Annotated in this window: 21 protein-coding genes and 1 tRNA gene; 6 read left to right on the top strand and 16 right to left on the bottom strand. The window is 46.4% G+C overall.

The window, feature by feature from the left end:
• Positions 1-53 precede the first annotated feature (53 nt).
• The 5 genes from KOD92_RS18560 to yihA all read right to left on the bottom strand — a co-directional run bounded on the left by KOD92_RS18560 (position 54) and on the right by yihA (position 4,215).
• Positions 54-998 (bottom strand): 3-oxoacyl-ACP synthase III family protein, encoded by a 945-nt coding sequence (locus tag KOD92_RS18560; RefSeq protein WP_215235079.1) that lies wholly within the window; start codon positions 996-998, stop codon positions 54-56.
• Positions 999-1,137: 139 nt separating this feature from the next.
• Positions 1,138-2,253 (bottom strand): glycosyltransferase, encoded by a 1,116-nt coding sequence (locus KOD92_RS18555; RefSeq protein ID WP_215235078.1) that lies wholly within the window; start codon positions 2,251-2,253, stop codon positions 1,138-1,140.
• Positions 2,250-2,909, bottom strand: a complete 660-nt coding sequence (gene deoC, locus KOD92_RS18550; protein WP_215235077.1) for a deoxyribose-phosphate aldolase — start codon at positions 2,907-2,909, stop codon at positions 2,250-2,252. The genes KOD92_RS18555 and deoC overlap by 4 nt, the downstream gene beginning before the upstream one ends.
• Positions 2,910-2,978: 69 nt before the next feature.
• A complete protein-coding gene (locus KOD92_RS18545) occupies positions 2,979-3,503 on the bottom strand; it encodes a DUF5606 family protein (RefSeq protein ID WP_215235076.1) in 525 nt (174 codons plus the stop codon).
• A 97-nt stretch (positions 3,504-3,600) separates the two neighbouring features.
• The gene (gene yihA, locus KOD92_RS18540; protein ID WP_215235075.1) at positions 3,601-4,215 is read right to left on the bottom strand and encodes a ribosome biogenesis GTP-binding protein YihA/YsxC; all 615 of its coding nucleotides are present in this window, start codon (positions 4,213-4,215) and stop codon (positions 3,601-3,603) included.
• Positions 4,216-4,366: 151 nt separating this feature from the next.
• Here yihA and KOD92_RS18535 point away from each other — a divergent pair, with 151 nt between their 5' ends.
• Complete coding sequence (locus KOD92_RS18535; RefSeq protein WP_215235074.1) at positions 4,367-4,840, top strand: thioredoxin family protein; 474 nt, start codon at positions 4,367-4,369, stop codon at positions 4,838-4,840.
• 69 nt (positions 4,841-4,909) lie between these two features.
• Here KOD92_RS18535 and gmd read toward each other — a convergent pair whose 3' ends face one another.
• Positions 4,910-6,022, bottom strand: a complete 1,113-nt coding sequence (gene gmd, locus KOD92_RS18530; protein ID WP_215235073.1) for a GDP-mannose 4,6-dehydratase — start codon at positions 6,020-6,022, stop codon at positions 4,910-4,912.
• Positions 6,023-6,080: 58 nt separating this feature from the next.
• On the bottom strand, positions 6,081-6,704 hold the full coding sequence (locus tag KOD92_RS18525) for an SPOR domain-containing protein (protein ID WP_215235072.1): 624 nt from the start codon (positions 6,702-6,704) through the stop codon (positions 6,081-6,083).
• Positions 6,705-6,758: 54 nt separating this feature from the next.
• Between KOD92_RS18525 and murB the strand changes: the two genes are divergently transcribed.
• From murB to KOD92_RS18510, 3 genes are read left to right on the top strand one after another with little or no spacing between them, the layout of a single operon-like run.
• A complete protein-coding gene (gene murB, locus KOD92_RS18520) occupies positions 6,759-7,775 on the top strand; it encodes a UDP-N-acetylmuramate dehydrogenase (RefSeq protein WP_215235071.1) in 1,017 nt (338 codons plus the stop codon).
• Positions 7,776-7,778: 3 nt separating this feature from the next.
• Entirely contained in the window at positions 7,779-8,996 is a 1,218-nt protein-coding gene (locus KOD92_RS18515) for a Dol-P-Glc:Glc(2)Man(9)GlcNAc(2)-PP-Dol alpha-1,2-glucosyltransferase (RefSeq protein ID WP_215235070.1), read from the top strand.
• 54 nt (positions 8,997-9,050) lie between these two features.
• Positions 9,051-11,048, top strand: a complete 1,998-nt coding sequence (locus KOD92_RS18510) for a T9SS type A sorting domain-containing protein (RefSeq protein ID WP_215235069.1) — start codon at positions 9,051-9,053, stop codon at positions 11,046-11,048.
• A 148-nt stretch (positions 11,049-11,196) separates the two neighbouring features.
• Here KOD92_RS18510 and KOD92_RS18505 read toward each other — a convergent pair whose 3' ends face one another.
• The 3 genes from KOD92_RS18505 to KOD92_RS18495 all read right to left on the bottom strand — a co-directional run bounded on the left by KOD92_RS18505 (position 11,197) and on the right by KOD92_RS18495 (position 13,649).
• Positions 11,197-11,907 (bottom strand): glycosyltransferase family 2 protein, encoded by a 711-nt coding sequence (locus KOD92_RS18505; RefSeq protein ID WP_215235068.1) that lies wholly within the window; start codon positions 11,905-11,907, stop codon positions 11,197-11,199.
• A 50-nt stretch (positions 11,908-11,957) separates the two neighbouring features.
• Entirely contained in the window at positions 11,958-12,866 is a 909-nt protein-coding gene (locus KOD92_RS18500) for an ROK family protein (RefSeq protein ID WP_215235067.1), read from the bottom strand.
• A gap of 72 nt (positions 12,867-12,938) precedes the next feature.
• Positions 12,939-13,649, bottom strand: coding sequence for an SDR family oxidoreductase (locus KOD92_RS18495; protein ID WP_215235066.1), 711 nt, complete (start codon positions 13,647-13,649; stop codon positions 12,939-12,941).
• A gap of 60 nt (positions 13,650-13,709) precedes the next feature.
• On the opposite strand from KOD92_RS18495, the gene KOD92_RS18490 reads away from it, so the two are divergent.
• Together KOD92_RS18490 and KOD92_RS18485 are read left to right on the top strand one after the other, a co-directional pair.
• Positions 13,710-14,438, top strand: coding sequence for an MlaE family ABC transporter permease (locus KOD92_RS18490; RefSeq protein WP_215235065.1), 729 nt, complete (start codon positions 13,710-13,712; stop codon positions 14,436-14,438).
• A 27-nt stretch (positions 14,439-14,465) separates the two neighbouring features.
• Positions 14,466-15,212 carry an ABC transporter ATP-binding protein gene (locus KOD92_RS18485; protein ID WP_215235064.1) on the top strand — a complete coding sequence of 249 codons (747 nt, stop codon included), beginning with the start codon at positions 14,466-14,468 and terminating at the stop codon, positions 15,210-15,212.
• Between the two features lie 6 nt (positions 15,213-15,218).
• Here the strand turns inward: KOD92_RS18485 and KOD92_RS18480 are convergent, their stop codons facing one another.
• The 6 genes from KOD92_RS18480 to KOD92_RS18455 all read right to left on the bottom strand — a co-directional run bounded on the left by KOD92_RS18480 (position 15,219) and on the right by KOD92_RS18455 (position 24,777).
• Entirely contained in the window at positions 15,219-16,721 is a 1,503-nt protein-coding gene (locus KOD92_RS18480) for a lipopolysaccharide biosynthesis protein (RefSeq protein WP_215235063.1), read from the bottom strand.
• A gap of 122 nt (positions 16,722-16,843) precedes the next feature.
• On the bottom strand, positions 16,844-17,449 hold the full coding sequence (locus KOD92_RS18475; RefSeq protein WP_215235062.1) for a TetR/AcrR family transcriptional regulator: 606 nt from the start codon (positions 17,447-17,449) through the stop codon (positions 16,844-16,846).
• Positions 17,450-17,681: 232 nt separating this feature from the next.
• Positions 17,682-17,752: transfer RNA gene (locus KOD92_RS18470), tRNA-Gln, on the bottom strand.
• A gap of 67 nt (positions 17,753-17,819) precedes the next feature.
• Positions 17,820-18,698, bottom strand: a complete 879-nt coding sequence (fabD, locus tag KOD92_RS18465; protein WP_215235061.1) for an ACP S-malonyltransferase — start codon at positions 18,696-18,698, stop codon at positions 17,820-17,822.
• A 98-nt stretch (positions 18,699-18,796) separates the two neighbouring features.
• Complete coding sequence (locus tag KOD92_RS18460) at positions 18,797-21,631, bottom strand: T9SS type B sorting domain-containing protein (protein WP_215235060.1); 2,835 nt, start codon at positions 21,629-21,631, stop codon at positions 18,797-18,799.
• 257 nt (positions 21,632-21,888) lie between these two features.
• Positions 21,889-24,777 carry a T9SS type B sorting domain-containing protein gene (locus tag KOD92_RS18455; RefSeq protein ID WP_215235059.1) on the bottom strand — a complete coding sequence of 963 codons (2,889 nt, stop codon included), beginning with the start codon at positions 24,775-24,777 and terminating at the stop codon, positions 21,889-21,891.
• Positions 24,778-25,043: the final 266 nt, after the last annotated feature.

Below are 25,043 nucleotides of genomic sequence, written 5' to 3'. Positions count from 1 at the left end.
AAAGCTTCCGGCTGAACAAGTGTTCGGCCGGAAGCTTTTTTTTATCCTTTATACTAAATAGTAATGAGCATTGCGCCGTAAGAGTAACCTCCTCCAAATACGGTAATCACAATATTCTCACCCTTTTTAAATTTCTCTTTGTTTTCGGAAAGTGCGATCGCACAGCCTGCGCAGCCTGTATTTCCCAGATACTGAATATTCGAGATCAACTTTTCAACTGGAATGCCCAGGGTATTGATCACATTCAGACTGATCCGGTGATTGGCCTGGTGCGGGATCAGGTAATCGAGATCATCGATCGAAAGTCCGCACGCATGTAACACCTGCTGGCTTACTTTGGGCATATACACGCACGCATTCTGGAAAACGTCACGTCCGAAAGGCATGATCACGCCCCGGTCGTTCGGCCTCAAAACCACCGCCTCGATCGCTTTGCCGCTTGTAGCAGCCCCGCCTGTGATGATTTTTTTGATGTGCATATCCGAATCTGTCTGCCGCTCTTTGGAGATCAGCAGCGCCGAAGCGCCGTCGCCCCAGAGGTGGCCCGAAACGGTGTCCATTTCATTGTAGTAAGCAGTGTTATGATCGGAGACCACCACCAGTGCTTTGGAAGCCTTACCCAGCGCGAAATATCCTTCGACAATCTCGATCGCATTCAAAAGAGAGGAACAAGCCGACGAAATGCTGACAACAGGAATATCGGGGATTTGAAGCTGATGCTGTACCGCGTGTGCAAGCGTAACTATGGTATCATAGGGAGTATAAGTCGCTCCAATGATCAAATCGATTTCATTTTTGCTGTAAGGGATACTCTCAAGTAAGGACTCAACCGCTTTGATTGCCATGGTGGAAGTATTTTCTTCCGCTGATGCCTTACGTCTTTCTGAAATTCCGGTCCGTTCTACAATCCACTCGTGGGACAGATTGTTAATATTTGTAAAATATTCATTACCAATAACTTCGCTTGGCAAATAATGACTAACTGTATTAATATACATGATTGAGAAGTTGACTCCGCAAACTACAATTCCTTTTAATTCCGAAAGTTAAATATTTCATAGAAATCGTAGTACTAAATATTTGAACAATTCAACAATAAATTTATAAAATCATAATAGTCAGTACACTTGCGAATTTTTACTTAGATAAGTGCACTGACTTGTAAAAGGCGAGCAGTTTGGTCTGTTCTGTTTGCCAGTTGTAGAGCCGACCGACGCAGCTCCGACCATTTTTCCCCATTGCTAGCCTTTCTTTTTCGTTCTTAATCAGAAAAACCAGCTTCTCGTATAGCGCCTTACTGTTGTTAGGACAAATACAAAAACCGCATTGAGAAGGTTCTACAATTTGGCGGTACGACGGAAAGTCGGATGTAATAACCGGCAATCCCAGCGCCATATATTCAAACAACTTTGTGGTATAGGAATCCTGGTAATCGCCCACGGGTTTCAGCAATGCAATTCCGGCAATGCAACCGGCGGCATAACCAAATGCGATCTTTTGGTCCGTGTAGCCATGGAAAGTCAGGTTTTGTCGGATGCGATCGAAACCTGGTAAGGCGGAGATCACCTTTTCGCTTATCCTGACTGTTCCAAATATATGTACGTGAAAATCGGGAAATAGATCTTTAAGCTCTGAAAATGCCGCTACCATCACATCAAAAGACCTTTCCAGCGATATTACCCCGGAATAGAAAAACGTTGGTCGCGTTACTTTTCTGGGAACCTTGGAAAAACTGTCGATCAGTGGAAGATGGGCGAAATTCTGGATTGTTGAAAAAGGATATTTTAGCTTACTATATTCTTTCAGATAAGCTTTTTCTGTGAAAACAAAGTGAAATCTTTTGCGGGCAATATGGTCAAAATAATGGAAAAGCTTTCTGAAAATCAATCCGTTATTATAGGTCTTTATCTTGAATTTCTTGTAAAGATTTTCCTGTACTTCATAAATCACCTTCGTGCCGAACTGCTGTAAAATCAATGCAACAGGAATAAGCTCCGGGACAAAAATGTGAACAATATCCGGCCTGTTCAATAAGCATTTAAGTAACAAAACAGGATGCGAAATCAATATGCGCGGCAATAGATTTTTGAAAAAAGGTACTGAATCTGTCCGGAATGCATTCGCTGAATCTCTGTTCAAACCAGGTAAAATGCAGGTTAAATCATGCATTTCGGCCAGCGCAGGCGCTATTTTATAAAAGATCCTCGGATCGGCCGGCGGGTGAACAGTACTCAGTAACATCACCCGTTTCATACTTGGCCCATAATAGCAGCGCCGTGAGAAGTCCCGATCCGCTCAGCACCCGCTTCGATCATCGAGATCGCCTGTTCGGCAGTCTTAATCCCGCCTGAGGCTTTGATTTTGACGTTCGGAGGCAATATCTGCCGCATCGTTTTCACCACCCCAACCTCAGCACCGACAGGGGCGAAACCAGTAGATGTTTTAACGAAATCAGCACCCGACTCGGCGCAGATCTCGCAGGCGGTGTACAATTCAAATGAATCCAGATAGCCCGTTTCTATAATCACTTTGATCAATGCGCCGGCATTGTGAGCGAGTTGGGATAGCTCCTGCAATTCTTCCCTGACGCTCAGATACGCCATCGATTTGAACCGGGAAAGATTCATAACTACATCCAACTCGGTAGCACCGTCCCGCAATGCAGTTTCGGCCTCAGCGACCTTGGTAGCAGTGACCGCATAACCAAGCGGAAAGCCAATCACCGTCGCAATCTCAATTTTAATGGGACAAAACTCCATCATTTCTACCACATAGGGAACATAGGAAGGCGCGACGCAAATCGCCTTGAACTGCATGATCCAGGCTTCTTCGCAGATCTTTCTGATATCCGTTTCGCTGGCTACCGGGGTCAGTAATGTGTGGTCGATGTAAGAGGAGAGTGCGTTCATAATTTTTGGGGCGTCAAAAAAGAAAACCCCGTCATTGCGACAGGGTTCTCAATATGATTTGTCCTGAAATCAGGCTTTGCTTTGTGCTTTTTTCGCTGATTTCTTCTCAGTATCCTCCGCTTCTTCCTTTACTTCCTCAGTTGCGGGTTCCGCTGCTGTTTCAGAAACGATGAACAGCTCAGGCAGGTATTTCGAAAGCAAATTGTACCAGGTGATAATTTTCTTGATATCAGATACATACACCTTCGAACGATCAAAATCAGGCAGAATTTTATTCAGGAATTCGATCAATTCTTTGTCCGAAGAGGTCTTCACAGGCAATTCCACCTGCTCACCATGCGCTTCACGGATGCTCGTAAAAACGTCTTCCAACGGAACTGATTCTTCCTCGCCTTCTGTAAAAATAGATACATCTTTCAGAACAGAAACCCGCGCGGTGGGTCCGATCAACGTTTTTTCGCGTTTTTCATCCAGACTTTCAACGATAACTCCGGCGCGGCTTGGTTTGAGAATACGGAACAGTCCGCCCTTACCTGAAACATTTGCTATTTCCTTCAACAGCTCCATTCCTGTAGACTCTACTTTTTCACTCATCCTTTTTTAATATTTGATATTTCTGAATTTGAATATTGTGTGGGGAAAACTCTTGATTTTCCGGCAAAATAACGCAAAGATACTTCGCGAAACAACCTCAGGCGCCCTGTCTATCTTGAAACGCGCGGTTGTAAGCCTCTATTGCCTGTAAAACGGGATCCCGGCCTTCGTTTTTTTCTGCGGAGGTCACAAATACCGGCGGAATTTCTTCCCAGATTTCAGCAAGTTTAGCTTTGTAAGCCTCCACCTGCGTGTTGACCTGCCCGGATTTTAGCTTATCTGCCTTCGTAAAAATGATATGAAAAGGAATACCCGCCTCGCCCAGCTGCGCCATAAATTCGAGGTCGACAGCCAGTGCACTGTGCCTTACATCTATCAGTAAAAAGGTGCAGATCAGGTTCGGCCGGTTATATAAATAATCATTGATCATTTTCTCCCACTTCTCCCGCTCCGTTTTCGATACCTTGGCATAACCATAACCCGGTAAATCGACGAGGTACCACGTTTCATTAATGATAAAATGGTTGATCAGCTGCGTTTTTCCCGGCTGCTGGGAGGTTTTGGCCAAAGCTTTTTTGCCGGTCAGCATATTGATAAGCGACGATTTGCCCACATTCGACCGGCCGATAAACGCATATTCAGGCAGGTCCGGCTCCGGGCATTTCAAATAGTCTGAATTGCTCATTACGTACCTGGCTTCCTGAACTTTCATAAAAAATATATGTTAATGAAGCTGCGAAGTTATCTTTTTTGACCCGCAAATCCATTGCAAAAGCTTAATCGTATGTTTAACAATGGATTGTCTGAACAAGATCAATCGTTATTTTCGTTATTAGGATCTACGCGTAACTATCAATCAAGTAATGAGAAATTTCAAGAAATTAGGTCTGCTGATCGCTGTAATAGCATTGTCTTTTAATGTCGCAAATGCTGAAAAAGGCGATAAGGAAGTAAAAGCAGCAGAGAAAGGCATTCAATTTACCGAAGGCAACTGGGCTTCGATCCTGAAAAAAGCGAAAGCTGAAAACAAGATCATTTTTTTTGACGCATACACAACCTGGTGCGGGCCTTGCAAGCTGTTGCAAAAAAATGTTTTTACAAGAGAAGATGTAGCCAAGGTTTTCAATGCGAATTTTATCAATGTAAAATTTGATATGGAAAGCGGCGAAGGGCCTAAGCTGGCGGGCAAATATCCGATACAAGGTTATCCAACCCTGTTTTTTATCAACCCAAATGGAAAAGTGGTGAAAAAAGTGCTGGGATACACTACCGCCGAAGATCTGATCAAGACAGGGAATTCTTTGAAAAAACCGGCTGGGAAGAAAAGAACCGTTTAGTACCGATATAAAAAAAACAAGCCCCGGGAGCAGATCGCTTCCGGGGCTTTTGTATTTGTGGGTAATAGCTTATTCGTAGTAATTCGGAACGCGGTGACCGCTGCTTTCCAGAAGTCTGTCTTTTTTGAACAAGGTTACATCTGCTGTAACCATATCGTTCACCAATGCTTTCAGATCATATTTAGGTTTCCAGCCTAGTTTGGTCATTGATTTAGTTGGATCACCGATCAATAGCTCCACTTCGGTCGGGCGGAAATAGCGTGGGTCAACTGCAACTACTTCTTTGCCTATTTCGATCTGGAAATCTGGATTGTTGCATTTCACAACCTTCGCAGTTTCGCCAGCTCCTTCGCCGGAAAATTCCACTTCAATACCCACTTCTTCAAATGCCATTCTGACGAAATCACGGATGCGGGTTGTAACACCTGTCGCGATCACAAAGTCTTCGGCCGTTTCCTGTTGCAATATCAGCCACATCGCCTCTACGAAATCCTTGGCGTGGCCCCAGTCGCGTTGTGCATCCAGGTTACCCAGATACACTTTATCCTGCAAGCCCAATGCGATACGGGCAACTGCGCGGGTAATTTTTCTTGTCACGAATGTTTCACCTCTCAGCGGCGATTCGTGGTTGAAAAGGATACCGTTTACAGCAAACATATCATAAGCTTCGCGGTAGTTGACCGTGATCCAATACCCGTACAGTTTCGCAACTGCATAAGGCGAGCGCGGGTAAAATGGAGTTGTTTCAGATTGCGGCACTGCCTGTACCAATCCGTAAAGCTCGGAAGTGGAAGCCTGGTAGATCTTCGTTTTCTTGGTTAGACCAAGCAGGCGAACTGCTTCCAGGATACGCAACGTACCGATACCGTCCACATTGGCGGTATATTCAGGCTCTTCAAAACTTACCTGCACGTGCGACATCGCACCCAGGTTATATATCTCGTCAGGTTGTACTTCCTGGATAATGCGGATGATGTTGGTAGAATCGCTCAGGTCACCGTAATGCAGGTGGAAACGCACATCCTTCTCGTGCGGATCTTCATAAATATGGTCGATCCGCTGGGTATTGAACAAAGAGCTGCGGCGTTTGATACCGTGCACCTCGTATCCTTTGCTCAAAAGGAGTTCAGCAAGATAGGCACCATCCTGACCGGTGATCCCGGTAATTAATGCTTTTTTCATTAGGCCTTACTAGAATGAATAAATGGACAAAAAATCCGTGTTAAACAGATAAATTCGGTTAGTTTCTTTCCGCAGATGGATTCACCATGAGGCTTCTCTTGATATCAACACGATCGGCAAGTATCACTGCGGATGCGTATTGGTCTTTGATCATATCAAGGTATTGCTCTGCGTCACTTCGGTACATAAAATCCCCAACCTTCACGCGGTAGGTAGGTTGAGAATAGGAAACGTATGGATTGAGGTCGGGAAAAGTCTGGTAAATGTAAGTTTTGGCCCCGTCAGCTTCCTGCCGCACATTGCCGACATAGATCTGAATCCTGAAACCATTAATGTACCGGACAGATTTGTTGTGCTTTGAAAGGGTATCGAGCGCCGTTTCCAGTTTTTTATTGACATACAGCGGCTTATCGACGTCTGTTTTCGGTGCAGTGTTTTTCCTGGGTGCAGCTTCCGGTTCTGGTTTTTCGAACACCGGCTCAACATATTCATAGCGCGGCCGCACTGCTGACAGATCCTCTTTATACTCTCCGCTGGAAGCACTCACGACCGTCTTTTTAGCACATCCGGAAGCGGCGAGGACGATAAGCAGCAATACTAATAAGGGATTCTTTTTCAGCTTCATATAGCCAATAGTGGTGACTGAACCCGCAAACTTAAGCAAAAAAGGATGAATCGCCATACCACATAGTTTTGAATGTAATACCTAACTTTACCAACGTTATTCACATTATCAATGCAAATTCAAGCCAATTACCCGCTTCGCAATTACAATACTTTCGGCCTCGAGTCGACTGCGGGCTATTTTGCGGAGGTCACTTCTTTAACGGAATTAAAGGCGATTCTGACCGATCCCGAGTGGAAACAAAAGCCAAAATTTATTCTGGGCGGCGGCAGTAATATTTTATTTACCCAAAATATAAATGCCCTCGTACTGCACGTGCAGATCACCGGAATCGAGAAAATAAGCGAAGATGAAGCCAATATCCGGCTGAAAGTGGGCGCGGGCGAAGGCTGGCATGCATTCGTGATGTATTGTGTGGAAAAAGGGTATGCCGGCGTGGAAAACCTCTCGCTGATTCCCGGAAGTGTCGGCGCTGCACCAATGCAAAATATTGGTGCTTACGGTGTTGAGGTTAAAAATGTCATTGAATCTGTCGAGGCAGTTTCCATAGATTCGGGCGAAACCAGGATATTTTCGAAAGAAGAGTGCCGCTTTGGCTATCGCGAAAGCATTTTCAAAAAAGAGGCAAAGGATCAATATGTGATTACAGGCGTTAATTTTATTTTGTCTAAAAAACCGAATCTCAATGTAGGTTACGGCGATGTGCAGAAAACGCTGCTTGAAATGAACGTCACCGAGCCGACGATCCGCGATGTGAGCGAGGCGATCATGCAGATCAGGCGCAGCAAACTACCTGATCCTGCTAAAATAGGCAACGCAGGCAGCTTTTTTAAGAACCCGGAAATTCCAGTTGGGGTATTTGAAGAATTGAGAAAAAACAATCCCAATATACCAGGTTATCCTGTTGATAATCAGACTGTTAAAGTACCTGCGGGCTGGCTGATCGAGCAGGCGGGCTGGAAGGGTTACCGGACAGGCAATGTAGGTGTTCACGAAAAGCAGGCGCTTGTGCTTGTCAACTACGGAGGTGGTACCGGTCACGAAATCAAACAGTTGTCTGAGCAAATCCAGGAGTCTGTAAAATCTAAATTTGGGATCTCCCTGAATGCAGAGGTTAATTTCATTTGATTTATGAATTCAAGAAAGCTTTACGTAACTATATTTCTTGTCGCACTTTTCGTCGCGGTTTTTTTTATAAAAGACAGATTTACAGTAGGGTTATACCAGGATGAATTCCACTATCTGCCTGCTGCGATCTTTTTCAGCAACGAACCTGTTCCTTCGCTCGACCTGCTGAAAAGCTATAATGAGCTCAATACACCTATTCCGTTTATTCTGGGAGGCTGGATTGTTAACTTGTTTGGTGAGGCTATTCAGCCGTTGCGGTTGCTCACTGCATTCACAAGCTTTGCATTACTTATGCTTTTCGTGTGGAATAGCCCCGGGCAGAGCAGGCGTTTCTGGCTTTGTCTTGCGGGATTGCTGCTTTTTCCCAACTATTACCTCGTGAGTGTTTACTATTATACCGACATTTTTGCGATGTTTTTTGTACTCGCCGGAACCGTCGCTTATTTGAAACGCGCGCATTGGGCGGGAATGCTATTGTTCATCGCCGCGGTGTGCTGCCGGCAATATATGCTTGCTTTTCCGGCTGCTGTTGTTGCTTATGAAATTTTCGAGCGGTTCAAAAAGACTACTGATATTGGTTTGCTTATAAAAAGCATTTTCAATGAAAAAACCTGGCTGTACTATGTTTTGGCTGTGTTGAGCATTGTACCCTGGGTGATTTTATGGAAAGGCCCGGCGCCGGCCGCCGTGATGGCGCAGCAGCATTATGATTCTGATAAGCTGGTCCAATATAATTTCGGCTACCTGCTGTATTCCTCGGTCGTGATCGCGGTATATTATGTGATCCCTGAAATGTTGGTGACTGGAAAGTTGCGTTACCTGGTTCGGTTTCCAAGGGTATATCCTAAGTTATTTATCGGCTTCATTCTGCTGATCGCTTCGATCATATTCTTCTCTCCTGCCAAACAGGCTTACAATCCATACTTCACGTGGCCATATATGGGTTATATAGATCAGGCTTTTATGACTGTGGGGATAAGTGGGCTATTAAAGCAAATCTGCTTCGGGTTGCTGGCACTGATCACTTTAATGCGGTTTTTCTCGCCTCATTTTAATCTCGCCAGCTGGATGGTCGCATTCAATATTTTGCTGTTAGGTAAAGCACAGCTGTCGTGGGATAAATATTCCTTGCCGGTTATCATGGCATTGTGGTTTCTTGCAATGTTTAATGCACATTGGTCTCTTTCAAGGTCGGAAGAATTGGCATTGAGTAGCAAGTAATAGAATCAGATTTATTGATAATACATTTTAGAACTACCAGAGTTTTTGAATGAGATGAATTTTACACACAAACTTTTCACTTTGCTCTTGCTGCTGATTTTTAGCTCGCAAATAGCATCCGGTCAGCGATTTTTTGCAGTCGCATTTAATAAGCTCCCGAAAGATATGCAGCTGTATGCGCGGGAAGATGATAATACTGCCGAAGTACAGATTGCAGGAAAGATCGAAGCGACGGGCTGGGAACACATGTCGGTGGTTACTTTCCGAAACAACAAACGCATTGGTTACCACAAGGATACGCTGATTTACGGCGGACAGAGCTCGGCTTCATTCGACATGAAACCGACGATCAAAGCAGAAATGGCGGATTATGATTTTGCCATTTACGCCTGCAAATCCGCGGATTCGGTGCTGATCGTCAAGCGAACGGATGTAGTGGCGGGAGATTTTTATGTGATCAGCGGCCAATCCAATGCAGCTGCCACACATTTTGGAAGCTGGACAAACAAATATGCGCGTACAATCGCCCGCATTCCCGACGGGAATCCGTCAATAGGAATAGGCGATACTTTGTGGATTCCTTCCTCCTGGTCGTGGCCCTATGCCGGCGCGTGGGGAGTGGAATTGCAAAAACGCATTCTCGAAAAAGACAGTATCCCCACTTGCGTGATCAATGGCGCTTTGCCGGGTTCATATATTTCTTACCACGTGGATAGAAACGCGCAGGATCCTGCTTCGGCTACCTTATATGGGCTGCTTTACCGAAGAATCAAAGCGGCGAGGCCGAAGCGTATCCGCGCATTTTTCTGGTACCAGGGCGAACAGGAAGCGATTGAGGATATTAAAAATTACGACCAGCAGTATGATAAACTTTTCAAATACTGGCAAACGGATTATCCTGAGGTAGAAAAATACATTGTCGTACAGATTCCGGTTTTGTTCAACCCGTTTTATGAAGCCGGTAAAATCCGCGAGTTTCAGCGGAAAACGAAATATATCTACCCCAAAACCGACCATTTTAATGTAAATGGAATGCCCGGATTTGATGGTATCCATTACAGTTTGGCGGGCTACCAGGAAATGGGAAGAAGGTTTTTTGAATTTATCCAGCCAATGTATTACGGATCTACCGACACCAGCAATGTCGCTTGTCCGGATGTGCAGAAAGTGTTCTATTCTTCTGAGAAAAAGGATGAGATCAAGCTCTATTTCGACGCCGGACAAAGTTTGGTGTGGCCAAAAGATACCCTTGTGGAGGATGTAAAAGGTTCTAAGTTTTTGAAAGGTCTGAAAGACGTTTTTTTCTTTGACGGTGATGAGACCAAACCAGCGGATATTACCTCGGGTACAGCCAGCAAAAATGTTGTTATTTTAAAATTAAATAGTGCCTCAGCAGCGAAGAACCTAACGTATTTGCCTGCTTACAAAGGAGAGAAAGTCGATACCTACTACGGACCGTTTTTGAAAAATAAGCGCGATCTCGGCGCATTTTCATTTCAGGAGCTTCCTATTGCAGATGCACTGATATTTCCTGTTTTTCAAGCAAAAGAGTCTGACGCTGGAACTGTAATTGTTTCGTGGGAATCAGCCGGCGCTGAAAGTTTCGTTTTCGAAAGAAAAGGTCCGGGAGATGCTGGCTATGCTCCGGTTGAGGATTATGACGGGAAAGCACTTTCTTACGAAGATAAAAATGTAGCTCCCGACGAAACGTACAGCTATCGTATTCAGGCATTTAGCAAGGCTTCGGAATCTCAGGTAAAAACTACTTCCGTGAAAATGCTTCCGCTGCTTTCGGTTGAGCCTTCGGGAAATGCGTTGTTTTGGAAGATATACCCAAATCCTGTTGCTGATTTTCTGAGTGTTGAATTTAGAAATCCTGTCACTGGAACGATTTCGCTTTTCAATGCGGCAGGAAAAGCGGTGCATTCAGCGGAATTGAAGTCTGAAAATCATTATCAAGCCAATGTAACTTTTCTACCCGCGGGACTTTATATTCTATCAGTTGATCAGTCAGGGAAGAACCCGATCAGCCAAAAAATCATCAAACAATAGTTCCGGCTAACGTATATCGGATAGCGTATAGAACCGGACGTTTCGATCTGAGTCCCATTTCTTCAAGATAGTACAAACAAAAATGCCGGAAACTGATCAGGAATCCGGCGTTTCTATTCGTACTTTAATATTTACCTGAACAAGAACCTTAACTTCCCAGCCCGTACCGAACAATGCAGTACAAGGCGCGGAAACCGTCTTTCCAGTTGATTTTCTTCCCTTCTTCGTAGGTACGACCATAATAAGATACACCTACTTCGTAAATTCTGATCTTTGGAATCTTGGAAATTTTCGCAGTTACCTCAGGCTCAAAACCAAATCTTTTTTCGTGGAGTGAAAGGTTTTTCAATAAATCTGAGCGGAATAGTTTGTAACATGTTTCCATATCTGTGAGATTCAGATTGGTAAACATATTGCTCAGAAACGTCAGGAATTTGTTGCCAATCGTGTGCCAGAAGAACAGGATCCGGTGCGGCCGGCCTCCCATAAACCGGGAACCGTAAACCACGTCGGCATATCCGTCGACAACCGGTTTTAACAAAATATTAAACTCCTGCGGATCATATTCAAGGTCTGCATCCTGCACGATAATGTAGTCGCCCGTCGCACGACGAAAGCCTGTATGCAATGCAGCGCCTTTCCCCTGATTGACCTCGTGGCGGAAATAGCTGATTTCCAATTGCGGGTTTTCAGCGATGAACCGCTGCGCGACTCCCTCCGTATTGTCCGAAGAGCAATCGTTCACGATCACAATTTCTTTTTGAAAGCCACTTATTAATTCAACAGATTTAAGCTTATCCAGTACTTTCCAGATTGTTTTTTCTTCGTTGTAAGCAGGAACTATTACTGATAATTTCATCCGGAATTAAATGCCTAGAATTGATATTTTTATTTTAAATGGCTCTTTTCTTAATCAAAACACAGAGAAGCAGCGCCAAGCAGACCCGCATCATTTGCTAAGGTAGCGCGTTTCACTGTAATGGTTTTCAAATAATATGGAGTTAGCCAGTATTTGAAACGTTCGTTAATGGCGGGCAAAATAAATTCAAACGAAGCAGAAATACCACCGCCGATCAAAATAGTTGTAATGTCGAGGATACGCACCATTGAAACCAAACCTTCGCCGAGCAGGTAGCCCATTTCAGTGAAAACCTGCTTTGCAAGTTCATCGCCGCCGGAAGCCGCAGCAACCAGGCCGGTGGTAGAAATCGTACCGTCTGCTGGTAACTGTGTGGTACCTGTATAGTTGGCGCGCATGGTATTGGCGAGGTCAAGCAGTTCCTTTTTGCCGATATTCCGCTCTAAAACCTTGCCGTTTTTCGAAGGTACGTGCCCGGGTTCCATCGCGTTACCGCCGCCGCCTTTGAATACTTTCTTGTCAATAATAGCCGCGCCGCCGATTCCGGTACCGAGTGTTACGAAAATGTAGTCCTCAGGAAGTTTGTCTTCTCCAAAATAATATTCGCCCAAAGCAGCTGCGTTGGCGTCATTTTCCAGATAAAAGTCGTGATTTGGAAATCTTGTTTTCAGGTCAGGAACGATTGCGATACCGTCAATTTCAGGAATTGCAGTGATTTCGATCAGTGTAGTTCTATCTCGGGTTGTGAGCCCCGGAACACCGATTCCTACCTTCTTTACCTCGGGATATTCGACAAGCTGCAATGCGATCGCATCACCTAAACGTTCTATGAAATGTCCTGAGGTGCGCCAGCTGGCGGTATCATGGCTGTAAAAATTTGAAATTCTCCCATCCGTAGCGTCAACGATTCCCATTTTTACGTTAGTACCGCCCACGTCTATGCCGAGGTATTGTTCCATGAAACAAGTTAGAGGTTTAATAAATAATTTTAAAAATGTGGCAATTTAGTAAAAATTGCGCTACGTACACTATCAATCAAGGTCTCCCAGCTGCGGCCGGATCAAAATTTCCTCCACCACCGTGCGCCCCGAAAGTGAATAGGTTGACCAGATCGCTTCCGCCACATCTTTGGCGTCAATAAACCTGTCTTCCGGCAACGTGGTGCCTTTCCAGCTGTCGGTAAGCGTCGCGCCCGGAAGTACCGCGGTGACCTTTACCTGATGTGGCTTCATTTCCTCTCTGAGCACTTTTGTCATACCGTAAAGCGCAAATTTCGAGATACAATAGGAGCCTCCGTTGGGGTATGCAATGATGCTGGCGGTGGAGCAGAGTGTAAAAATATGACCCTTTTTCCTGTCCATCATTTCCGATAAAAGAGCCCGTGTGAGGTAATATGCACTATACACATTCGTCTCGATCGTCTTTTCCAAAATCCCGTCCGGCTCGTTGTGGACTTGGCCCGGAATAAATACGCCGGTGTTGTTAATTAGTACGTCTGCCGCACGGTTTTTCGATTTAATAAAATCAATAAATGCATTCAACTCCTCCTTTACCGATAGGTCGGCGCGGAATATGAAAAGCTGTGAATGCGGATATTTTGAAGTCTGTGCTTCTTTCAGTTCCTGCAAGTCGTTTTCGTCTCTTGCGCAGGTAATAATATCAAATCCCTCCGCCGAAAATTGCTCAATTACCGCCCGCCCGATTCCTTTTGTTCCTCCGGTAACTACCGCTAATGGATTCATTTTTCTGAATGCTTCTTTTTTTGCCTAATTTTCCCGAAAATATTGAATACTATTAAGATTATGTCCGTAATCGGGAAATACTTTATTTTTTTAGGAATGCTCTTCGGGAAGGGAGAAAAGCTGTCGGTTTACTGGCGGCGGCTGATGGAAGAGTGCGTGGGCATCGGGGTGAGTTCTGTTTTCATTGTAGCTATCGTTTCCACATTTATCGGGGCGGTTTCGTGTATCCAAACGGCATATAACCTTGTTAGTCCTATCATCCCCATTTCCACGGTGGCGTTGATTGTGCGCGATATGTCGATACTTGAACTTGCGCCGACCATCACCTGTATCGTTCTCGCGGGAAAAGTGGGTTCCAATATCGCCAGTGAACTGGGTACCATGCGGATCACCGAGCAGGTGGACGCATTGGAAGTAATGGGCATTAACTCAGCGTCTTATCTCGTGTTGCCAAAGGTGCTAGCCGCGATGCTGACGTTTCCTATGCTCGTTATTTTCGCCGGGTTTTTAAATATTTTCGGCGGTTACATGGCAGGAACATTGACTGGGGTGATCACGGAGAGGGATTATCTGAATGGGATCCGGGATTCTTTTGTTCCGTATAATATCTTTTTTATGTGTGTAAAACCGTTTGTTTTCGGTTTCCTGATTGCGACAATATCTTCATTCAAGGGTTATTTCACACAAGGCGGCGCATTGGAAGTAGGGAAAGCGAGCACGGGTGCGGTTACAAATAGCTGTATTTCTGTTTTAGTTGCAGATTACCTGCTTGCGCAATTGCTTCTGTAATAGCCGGAACGCTCATTTTTGTAGACAATGATTGAAATAAATAATATCAGTAAGTCTTTCAATGGTAAAGAGGTTTTAAAGGGAATCACTTCCACTTTTAAAAAAGGTGAAACAAACCTGATTATTGGCGGCAGTGGTACCGGGAAAAGCGTTTTACTGAAATGCATGATCGGCCTCGTGAAACCCGACAAGGGGAATGTGCTGTACAATGGCCGAGATTTTTACAATAGCGATAAAGAAGTGCAGCAATCGATCCGCCGGGAGATGGGCGTACTTTTCCAGGGCGGGGCGCTTTTTGATTCTAAAACAGTCGAAGAGAACGTGCGGTTTCCATTGGATATGCTGACGGATCAGAGCGTTCAGGAAAAGCAGGACAGGGTTGCATTCTGCTTGCAGCGCGTAGGTTTGGAAGCTGCCGCCAAAAGAATGCCCTCGGAGATCAGCGGCGGGATGAAAAAGCGGGTAGGCATCGCGCGCGCGATCGTTATGAACCCGATGTACCTCTTTTGCGATGAGCCCAACTCCGGCCTCGATCCGCTTACATCTGTAAAAATTGACGAGCTGATCGCGGAGATTACCGAAGAGTATCAGATCACCACGATCATCATCACGCACGATATGAACTCCGTAATGGAGATCGGGCAGAATATCATGTTTTTGTACCAGGGAGATAAATTGTGGGAAGGAATCAGTTCTGATATTATTAAAACCGATGTACCCGAACTGAAAGAATTTCTCTTCTCCAATAAGCTGCTCAGGGAAATGGAGCGTTGATCAGCATTATTGCTTTCTGAAAAATGGGAGATTCTTTCTTTCAATCATAAAAACGAAGGCGGCAAATACTGCGAACAATCCAATATGGATAGTTACTGACATCCACAGCTCCGCAATACTGAACTGCGAAGAAGCCCAGATCAGCAGTGTACCTACTCCAAAATAACCCAAAGCCGATTTTACATCGTAAGGCACCGGATAATACTTTTGTCCGTAGTAATAGCAAAGCGCCAGCATCACAAAGCCCGACAATGCGAATGCAATCGCAAAACCCAGATAGCCGATCCGTGGCACCAGCAAAAAGCTTGATGCGATTGTAATACCTGCGCCAATCAGCGTAAACCAGGTGCCGAACTGCGTGTTGTCGGTCAACTTAAACCACGTTGCCACATTGTAATATACCCCCAAAAACAGATACCCAGCCAGCAGCCACGGCACAACTGGCAAGCCTTGGTGGTAGATTTTCTGCTTCAAAAACAGTTCTGCAAAAAGATCCAGGTTGAGCGAGATCCCGACCCACATCAGCGTGCAGATAATGATGAAGTATTTGGTAACCTTCGCGAATATCGGCGGCGCATTTTTGTCTTCTCCTTGTGAGAAAAAGAAAGGTTCTGCGGCATATTTAAATGCCTGGATCGCCAGGTTCATGAAAATAGAGAGCTTATAGCACTGCACATAGATCCCGATCGACGTTTTTTTACTTTGTCCAGGATAGAAACCTTCTGGTAGCAGGAACTGGATAAATGTCCTGTCAAAAAGCATGTTCAGGATCCCGCCTGCATTCATGATCAAAATCGGAAATGCATACACCCAGACCGGCTGAAAAAGTGTTTTGTTGAATACAAACCGAAATCCGTAAAATTCCTGGCGTAACCACCAGAAGAAAAGTAGGTTAGCGATCAGATTGGCCAAAACAATATAATCCGGGGCGTGTTCGGGATTGTAGAAAAGGTCGATGAAAGGCTTTAAAAAATCCAGATATTTCCCGGCGTGAATATCCCGGCAAATAATCAGGAAAAAGATATTGAGGAAGATGTTGACAAGGATATTTGCGACACGCACTACCACGAATTTTTTACCCTTCCCTTCCAGTCGCAGCTTGGCGAATGGAATTGCCACGATCGCATCAATCGCCATAATGATAGCGAACATCCTGACAATGGATACGCTTTCAGGGTATCGGATCGCTTGGGCTGCATCCGTCGCAAAAATGAAAATCAGCCCGGAAAAAAACAGGCTGACAATCATTACTGCGCTTAAAATGAGATTATAGTAGGTTGTTCTATCGGCTTCCTGACGTGCAAAACGGAAGAAAGCGGTTTCCATTCCAAATGTATAAAGTACCATAGCCAGGCCGGCGTAGGCGTACATTTGTCCCTGTGCTGCAATTTGGTCGGGCTCAAACAGGTCTGTATGAAGTGCTACCAGCAGGTAATTCAGAAACCGGCCCAGCATTGTGCTGATACCGTATGTGGCAGTTTCACCAGCTAATTTTTTAAGAACACTCATATTTTTCAGCCCGTAGCCTTTCGTGCAATGCACAGGCTTTAATCAAAAGGTATCGGTATTATCATATTGATGCGCAAATATAGTTTACGGTTAATTTATAATAGGGATTAACTGTAACTATGCTATTCCCGGATATCCATGATGATATGCTCAATAACCTTTTCGATACGCTGCCAGCCTTCGTCGGAATGCAGGTCTACATCGATCATTTTTTGCCGGTAGTCGGTAGAAATGGTCATGAAATAGATTCCGGCCGACAGAAATGATACGAGCGCGTTGGTATCGCTGTAATTCGGCAGATCGCCGATCTTGGTCAGGATCTTGGCTGCGACCTGGTTTCGCGCATCAGACAACATCGACTTACCCGTACCGATCTCCCATCTTAGCAGGTCGCGCGTCGCTTTCCTTTCACGCAGGTCTTTTAAAAAAGTCTGCATTAGGTCATTAAGTGCTTTTCCACGCTCTTCGGGGCTCAGTGTAGGGATATTGTCGATGTAATCCATACTTGTCGTCGAAGTGTATTCGCCCGATCTCACATATTGCTCCATCAGGCCGTCGACACTTTCGAAGTACCTGTAAATCAGCACTTTATTTACTCCGGCCGTGCGGGCAATAAGGTTCACGCCAACCTTTTCGGTACCGTGCTGTTCAATTACTTCGCCAACAGCTTTAAGGATTTTGCTCTTGGTGCGCTCGCGGTCGCGCTTCTTAACTTTTTCAATTTTCATACGGGGTGCATTTAGGTTAAAACATATAAATGTAATATTTCATCTGGAAATTTTATACAATCCAAATGCTACAAGTCACCGAAACTTGATATTCGTATCCTAATACCGCTAAATTTCGTTAGAATGCGTGTTTCTGGCTCGTAGTGGGGGATTTCATATTCTAATTTGTACACATTCTTAAAAAGGAAGGCACAAAAAAAGAGCTCAGAAAACTGAGCTCTTTAAGTTACTGTTGGCCGACAAGGACTCGAACCCTGAATAAGACAACCAAAATGTCCTGTGTTACCATTACACCATCGGCCAAAACCGTAAACAGTGGTGCAAAAGTAATGTGACGAGACTAAGTTGTCAAGCTTTTGCGTAAAAAAAATTAAATACTTTGTACTTCGACCGTATTTGCGATCTTCTTTACCAGGCCTTGCAACACCTTTCCAGGGCCGCATTCTATGAACACTTCTGCACCGTCAGCGACCATCTGCTCAATGGATTGCGTCCATCTTACAGGGGAAGTCAGCTGTGCGATCAGGTTCTCTTTGATCACCGTAACTTCTGTTGCAGGTTTCGCATTTACATTTTGGTAAACAGGGCAAATAGGGGGTTCAAATTGCGCTGCGTGGATCGCATCTGCCAGTTCTTGTCGTGCCGGCTCCATCAATGGCGAGTGAAAAGCGCCGCCTACCTGCAAAATCAATGCTCTTTTTGCGCCCGCTGCCTTCAATAGTTCGCAAGCCTTTTCAACACCTTCTACCGAGCCGGATATTACGACCTGGCCGGGACAGTTGTAATTAGCAGGTACGACAATCTTATGCGTAATGCCTGCACAAATTTCCTCGATCACATTGTCAGCAAGCCCGAGAATAGCAGCCATTGTAGACGGGCGGATCTCGCAGGCTTTCTGCATAGCGTCCGCGCGTTTTGCAACAAGTTCAAGTCCCTCTTCGAAAGAAAGCGTACCGGCAGCTACCAATGCGGAGAACTCGCCCAGTGAATGCCCGGCTACCATCTTTGGGTTAAAATCGGTATTGATCTTTGCCAAAATCACGGAGTGTATAAAAATCGCAGGCTGCGTCACATTCGTTTGTTTGAGCTCCTCATCGGTTCCTTCAAACATGATTTTGGTAATATCGAAGCCTAATACTTCATTGGCTTTTTCAAAAAGCGCCTTTGCCGAATCGGACGACTGGTAAAGATCAAGCCCCATTCCTTTAAACTGAGATCCCTGTCCGGGAAAGATATATGCCCTCTTCATCGTGCTGGATTTTAGTTTGTTTACAACGAAAATAAAAAGCCCGCACAAGCTGTGCGGGCTACAAAGGAAATAATTGCATTCGAAAGAAAAAAGATCACCTACCTAAGCAACTGTACCCATCCTTTGATGGTAGTAGGGTCGCTTTGTTTTTTGGATGATTCAAAATAGACTGTCACTTCGTAGTAGTACTGTCCCGCCGCGAGGTCTTTTCCAGCATTGGTTTTCCCGTTCCAGTTGATATTGACATCGTTGGTCGAGAACACTTTTGCCCCCCAGCGGTTGAAAACCCTGAATTCGAGCGACTGCACAAATGCGGGGCATTCGTAAGGCTGGAAGATGTCATTTTTAGAATCCCCGTTTGGCGTAAACACATTGGGCAGCACATACATCGGGCAGTTGTCCTTGCAGACGATATTGCTCGGCGCGCTCTCAGCCCCAAACCTGTTGACTGCCGTCACATAATAGCACCCTGCAAAAGAAGTAAGCCCGTCGTGGTCGTAAGTGGTGGCCAGCGGCGCAGGAGGGATAGTGACCGTGGCGATCAGGCCCGGCGTTTCATCTTCATAACGGGCATAATATACCTTGTAAGCCGAAACATTCGGGTCGCATTCTTTTCCGTCTACCTGCTGTGGATAAGTCCAGGAAAGGTGGTTGGTAAAAGTAGGGGAGTCGCAGAAAGCATCCGGGTGCGCATTGAGCGAATCGCAGTTGAGCGGGTCGAGCGCCAGCACCGGCGGGCAAGGCTTGGTGGTATCCGAAGAAGACACGCACAGGATCTGCGAGAAGTTGTAAAGTACTGCCGGCCTGATCTGGCTGTTATTATAAGAACCCACCGTTTCTACTTTGTAGCAATAGGTCGAATCGTTGACAATCGTCACATTGACCGTGCCATCGGCGGCATACCTGTCTACGCCATCATCAGTAAATGTAAAGTTCTGGCTTGGGCCCACGGGCACGTCGGCAATGCGGTTGAATGTGCCTGGCCGGGTTTTGTCCTCGCGGTACACCCTGTGCACGCGGTTGGCGTTGTCCCAGGGGACCAGCGCAGACCAGTTGATCCGCACGCGGGTAGGTTCGGCAGCGCCCTGTTCAAGGCGGACACTGCTGGCTGTTTCGGTTTCATCAAACTTGACCAGCTGCCCGTTTTGTGTAGTCCAGTATTCAAGCTTGTAATTGTATGGGTTGACCTGGGTATTCAAACCCCTGTCGATAAAAATGGTATCGGGCGCGCCTGCTACCAGGTTGGTATTGATCGTAGCAACCAATGTAAATGCAGTCCCGCTCTGACCGGTCGCGCGGAACAGTCTGTACTGCGCTGGCAGGCCGGAAGGCGCAGCTGGCCTGATCCATTTAACCGTAATCACACCCCTTGTCTCACTGGTAGAATCGACGGTAACATTGGTGATAACAGGCATTAAAATAGGCAGTTTGAGACAGAATTCGTCTGAGGCCATACTTTCCCCGCCACCTACCAGGCTTCCCGGCTCAGTCCCGGTAGTACCCGGTCTTGGGAAAAGCACCACCAGGCGGTAGCTGTAAGAAACGCCCGGCCGAAGACCATCGCCACCATTATTGTCCAGGAAAGTAGTCTGGGTAACCGGCACGCGCCCTACTTCTTCATACCCGGAACCAGCAGGGATACCAGTGATACACACGTCTTCTGGAATATCGGTACAGCCTTCTTTTCTGTAAATAACAACCCTTGCGCCATTCACCAGGCACTTATAGGCATCCCAGTTGAGGCGGTAAGCTGTCCCTGCCGGGTCGGTAGCGGCCACAGCGCGCAGGCCGGTGGGTTTGGGTCCGTACACTTTAATGCTCAAAGTGGTCATATCCACCAGCTTCCGGAAGAGTCCCGGGTTGGGCGTTCCTGGGGCAGGCGAGTCTTCTACTTTAAAAAGCACATCATAAGGTTCGAGGCGGATGTGGTCGCAGGAAGTCTGCCAGGTAAACTGGCCAGTGACCGTATTCTGGGAACCTTGCTGGGGCACATTGAATGCGGCCAAAGCAGGCTTGATCAAACCATTTTGGTACACCCCACCCGTTGAAGTCAATGTAAGCCGGTCGCCATTTTTATCAGTGGCTTTAATCTGCTGGTTAATAAAAGTACCAGCCTCCACGCACAGGTCAGGCAGCGGGTCCATCAAAGGCCGGTCGTTACGGGCGTCGTCGACGATGATCTGCATATCCCTTACAATCCGCCCAATCAGAACCCCGTCCCGCCATTCTTCTACGGTAAAAGCCACATTATAATATCCCTTCGTAACAGGCGCATCCCAGATCAGGTCACCGGTTACCTCGTTGAGGCTGAATGTGGCAGGCGATGCACCACCTTCCGTTTGGCCGGGAGCTCCGATCTGATTTGGATTTACATATTGTAAATTAACTCCCGCACCGTTTACGCCGCTTTGCTGTGGAACAAAAAGACGATAGGCAAGGCTGTCCCCATCGGCGTCGAATGCATTTGGATTATGGATATACCGCTGTCCCACAGCTGCCAAATCAATAGGCGCATTGAGAAGAACGGGCGTTTGATTTGCGCCGAACTGCGGATTGATTTCAAGAATAGTACTTACATAAAAGTTAAGACTTTGCGTCGGAGGCGGGCCGATATTAAGAATCCCATTGTTCCGGTTATCCTCTTCAAATGATATCCGGTAGGCTGCCGCAGTGGGGAAAGTGTAGTTGAGAATGTAAGTATTTCGGGTCGTATTGTTGCCAATATCCGGTGGCACACGTTCAACGCGCGGCGCTTCCAGGATCACAGGTGTGCCGGTAGACCGAACATTTCCAATTGTAAAGAATATCGAATTCTGAGCGTCGGCAGCACCTTCACCGTTTTGCATATCGAAATATGCAGTCAGTTTGAGCTCATAAGTCAGGCCTGAAATTCTTCTGGCTGTAATTTCGCCGGCCCGGATGTGCGTTGCCATTGCTTCAAAACTCGTCAGCAACAGACAAATTGAAAAGATATATGTTAAGATTCGTAAAGAAGAGCGCATAGATATCAGAATCAAGCTAGTTGGATAGAGGTTGCCAGGTACCGTTAAATAATCCTTCAACTGTTCTTATGAACGAAAATTTAAAGCAAAAATGTGCACCCTCCGAAGCGAATATATGTGTTTATGTACACTTATAAAATAGCTTCATCAACCAAACCCGACCTCTTAAACCTGATATCTAGGAATTCCTACCTGAGCAGCTGCACCCATCCTTTGATGGTAGTGGGGTCGCTTTGTTTTTTGGAAGATTCAAAATAGACGGTCACTTCGTAGTAGTACTGTCCCGCCGCAAGGTCTTTTCCAGCATTGGTTTTCCCATTCCAGTTGATATTGACGTCATTGGTCGAGAACACTTTTGCCCCCCAGCGGTTGAAAACCCTGAATTCGAGCGACTGCACAAATGCGGGGCATTCGTAAGGCTGGAAGATGTCATTTTTAGAATCCCCGTTTGGCGTAAACACATTGGGCAGCACATACATCGGGCAGTTGTCCTTGCAGACGATATTGCTCGGCGCGCTCTCAGTCCCAAACCTGTTGACTGCCGTCACATAATAGCACCCTGCAAAAGAAGTAAGCCCGGCGTGGTCGTAAGTGGTGGCCAGCGGCGCAGGAGGGATAGTGACCGTGGCGATCAGGCCCGGCGTTTCATCTTCATAACGGGCATAGTAGACCTTGTAAGCCGAAACGTTCGGGTCGCATTCTTTTCCGTCCACCTGCTGAGGATAAGTCCAGGAAAGGTGGTTGGTAAAAGTAGGGGAGTCGCAGAATGCATCCGGGTGCGCATTGAGCGAATCGCAGTTAAGCGGGTCGAGCGCCAGTACCGGCGGGCAAGGCTTGGTGGTATCCGAAGAAGACACGCACAGGATCTGCGAGAAGTTGTAAAGTACCGCCGGCCGGATCTGGCTGTTGTTGTAAGAGCCCACCGTTTCTACTTTGTAGCAATAGGTCGAATCGTTGACGATCGTCACATTGACCGTACCATCGGCGGCATACCTGTCCACGCCATCATCTGTAAATGTAAAGTTCTGGCTCGGGCCCACGGGCACGTCTGCAATGCGGTTGAATGTGCCTGGCCGGGTTTTGTCCTCGCGGTACACTCTGTGCACGCGGTTGGCGTTGTCCCAGGGGACCAGCGCAGACCAGTTGATACGAACGCGGGTCGGCTCGGCCGCGCCTTGTTCAAGGCGGACACTGCTGGCTGTTTCGGTTTCATCAAACTTGACCAGCTGCCCGTTTTGTGTAGTCCAGTATTCAAGCTTGTAGTTGTACGGGTTGACCTGGGTATTCAATCCACGGTCGACAAAAATGGTATCGGGCGCGCCTGCTACCAGATTGGTATTGATCGTTGAGACCAGTGTAAATGCAGTCCCGCTCTGGCCGGTCGCGCGGAACAGGCGGTATTGTGCTGGCAGGCCGGAAGGCGCAGCTGGCCTAATCCATTTAACCGTAATCACACCCCTTGTCTCACTGGTAGAATCGACGGTAACATTGGTGATAACCGGCATTAAAATAGGCAGTTTGAGACAGAATTCGTCTGAGGCCATACTTTCTCCGCCACCTACCAGGCTTCCCGGCTCAGTACCGGTAGTTCCCGGCCTTGGGAAAAGCACCACCAGGCGGTAGCTGTAAGAAACGCCCGGGCGAAGACCGTCGCCGCCATTATTGTCCAGAAAAGTAGTCTGGGTAACCGGCACGCGCCCTACTTCTTCATACCCGGAACCAGCAGGGATACCAGTGATACAAACGTCTTCGGGAATATCGGTACAGCCTTCTTTTCTGTAAATAACAACCCTTGCGCCGTTCACCAGGCACTTATAGGCATCCCAGTTGAGGCGGTAAGCCGTCCCTGCCGGGTCGGTAGCGGCCACTGCCCGCAGGCCGGTGGGCTTGGGCCCATAAACCTTAATGCTCAGAGTGGTCATATCCACCAGCTTTCGGAACAGGCCTGGGTTGGGCGTTCCTGGGGCAGGCGAGTCTTCTACTTTGAAAAGCACATCATAAGGTTCAAGGCGGATGTGGTCGCAGGAAGTCTGCCAGGTAAACTGGCCGGTGACCGTATTCTGGGAACCTTGCTGGGGCACATTGAATGCGGCCAAAGCAGGTTTGATCAAACCATTTTGGTACACCCCACCCGTTGAAGTCAATGTAAGCCGATCGCCATTTTTATCAGTGGCTTTGATCTGCTGGTTAATAAAAGTACCAGCCTCCACGCACAGGTCAGGCAGCGGGTCCATTAAAGGCCGGTCGTTACGGGCGTCTTCCACCAATATCTGCATGTCCCGGACGATCTGGCCGATCAATACACCGTCCCTCCATTCCTCCACGATAAATGCTATATTATATTGCCCCTTCATAGTCGGTGCGTCCCAAACAAGATCGCCGGTTCTTTCATCAAGTGTGAAAGTAGCGGGTGTGGCGCCGTTTTCAGTCTGTCCGGGACCACCAATCAAATTCGGATGTTTATAGTCAATATTTACACCACGTCCGCCCCCGCTGCTTTGTTGGGGTGTGAAGAGCTTATAGGCTAGGCTGTCGCCGTCGGCATCGAATGCATTTGGGTTATGAATATACCGTTGTCCAACCGCAGCTACATCAATAGGTGGATTCAGGAGGACGGGCGTTTGGTTGCTGCCGAACTGTGCATTGATCTCCAATGTGCTGTGGACGAAGAAGTTAAGTCGATCAGTGGCAACTCCATTATTGAGGTTCAAAGTGCTGGCATTCCGGTTCTCCATTCTTACGGAGATCTGGTAAGGGTTGGCAGAAGGGAAAGTGTATGTGGTGACATACTCGTTGTAAGTAGTATTATTGCCGATATTACGAACGGTGCCCCGTTCAACTCTCTTGGGGCCGTCTGTACCAAAATAAAATTCCACAAAAGTTGCTGCATCCGCCGCGGTTTTACCCGGAGGCGAGACGTCGAAATAGGCGGAAAGCGTGATCTGGTAAGTCAGGCCGGATATGCGTTTTGCAGTAATTTCCCCCGCCCGAAAGTGGGTGGCTTTGACCTGTGAAACTGAAAAAAGAAGTACTGTAAAACAGATAAAAGTTAGGAGGGATCGTAAAGTAAGTGACATAGAGATTGGGAATTTTGCCTGATCATAAGTCTCAACGAAATATTTGACTCAAAATGTGTGTAAATAAAGGAAACAAACGCGGTTTTTTATGTGTTTAAATCTATGGTAAATACATTGATTAGCACCTGATTTATACAACTCAAAATTTCTCAATAATGATTATAAATAATAGCCTGCTACGCAAAAATGAACCCGTTTTATTGCCTGGGTACGGTTTGTGATATACCTTTGAAAGGTTCTAAATATACCTCATTTTTTTGCACTAA

Origin of the sequence: Dyadobacter linearis (genome assembly GCF_907165045.1) — a bacterium.
Classification (GTDB): Bacteria; Bacteroidota; Bacteroidia; order Cytophagales; family Spirosomataceae; genus Dyadobacter; species Dyadobacter linearis.
Note: the sequence above shows the minus strand (reverse complement) of the source record. Positions and strands in the feature narration are given on the sequence as shown.

Bases quoted from the DNA above. Each gene is read 5' to 3' on its own strand.
- KOD92_RS18475 (WP_215235062.1), bottom strand. From the start codon at position 17,449: ATGAAAATTGAAAAAGTTAAGAAGCGCGACCGCGAGCGCACCAAGAGC.
- KOD92_RS18510 (WP_215235069.1), top strand. From the start codon at position 9,051: ATGAATTTTACACACAAACTTTTCACTTTGCTCTTGCTGCTGATTTTT.
- KOD92_RS18500 (WP_215235067.1), bottom strand. From the start codon at position 12,866: ATGGAACAATACCTCGGCATAGACGTGGGCGGTACTAACGTAAAAATG.
- KOD92_RS18505 (WP_215235068.1), bottom strand. From the start codon at position 11,907: ATGAAATTATCAGTAATAGTTCCTGCTTACAACGAAGAAAAAACAATC.
- deoC (WP_215235077.1), bottom strand. From the start codon at position 2,909: ATGAACGCACTCTCCTCTTACATCGACCACACATTACTGACCCCGGTA.
- KOD92_RS18480 (WP_215235063.1), bottom strand. From the start codon at position 16,721: ATGAGTGTTCTTAAAAAATTAGCTGGTGAAACTGCCACATACGGTATC.
- KOD92_RS18545 (WP_215235076.1), bottom strand. From the start codon at position 3,503: ATGAGTGAAAAAGTAGAGTCTACAGGAATGGAGCTGTTGAAGGAAATA.
- fabD (WP_215235061.1), bottom strand. From the start codon at position 18,698: ATGAAGAGGGCATATATCTTTCCCGGACAGGGATCTCAGTTTAAAGGA.
- KOD92_RS18515 (WP_215235070.1), top strand. From the start codon at position 7,779: ATGAATTCAAGAAAGCTTTACGTAACTATATTTCTTGTCGCACTTTTC.
- murB (WP_215235071.1), top strand. From the start codon at position 6,759: ATGCAAATTCAAGCCAATTACCCGCTTCGCAATTACAATACTTTCGGC.
- yihA (WP_215235075.1), bottom strand. From the start codon at position 4,215: ATGAAAGTTCAGGAAGCCAGGTACGTAATGAGCAATTCAGACTATTTG.
- KOD92_RS18560 (WP_215235079.1), bottom strand. From the start codon at position 998: ATGTATATTAATACAGTTAGTCATTATTTGCCAAGCGAAGTTATTGGT.
- KOD92_RS18460 (WP_215235060.1), bottom strand. From the start codon at position 21,631: ATGGCAACGCACATCCGGGCCGGCGAAATTACAGCCAGAAGAATTTCA.
- KOD92_RS18490 (WP_215235065.1), top strand. From the start codon at position 13,710: ATGTCCGTAATCGGGAAATACTTTATTTTTTTAGGAATGCTCTTCGGG.
- gmd (WP_215235073.1), bottom strand. From the start codon at position 6,022: ATGAAAAAAGCATTAATTACCGGGATCACCGGTCAGGATGGTGCCTAT.
- KOD92_RS18495 (WP_215235066.1), bottom strand. From the start codon at position 13,649: ATGAATCCATTAGCGGTAGTTACCGGAGGAACAAAAGGAATCGGGCGG.
- KOD92_RS18535 (WP_215235074.1), top strand. From the start codon at position 4,367: ATGAGAAATTTCAAGAAATTAGGTCTGCTGATCGCTGTAATAGCATTG.
- KOD92_RS18525 (WP_215235072.1), bottom strand. From the start codon at position 6,704: ATGGCGATTCATCCTTTTTTGCTTAAGTTTGCGGGTTCAGTCACCACT.
- KOD92_RS18555 (WP_215235078.1), bottom strand. From the start codon at position 2,253: ATGAAACGGGTGATGTTACTGAGTACTGTTCACCCGCCGGCCGATCCG.
- KOD92_RS18485 (WP_215235064.1), top strand. From the start codon at position 14,466: ATGATTGAAATAAATAATATCAGTAAGTCTTTCAATGGTAAAGAGGTT.
- KOD92_RS18455 (WP_215235059.1), bottom strand. From the start codon at position 24,777: ATGTCACTTACTTTACGATCCCTCCTAACTTTTATCTGTTTTACAGTA.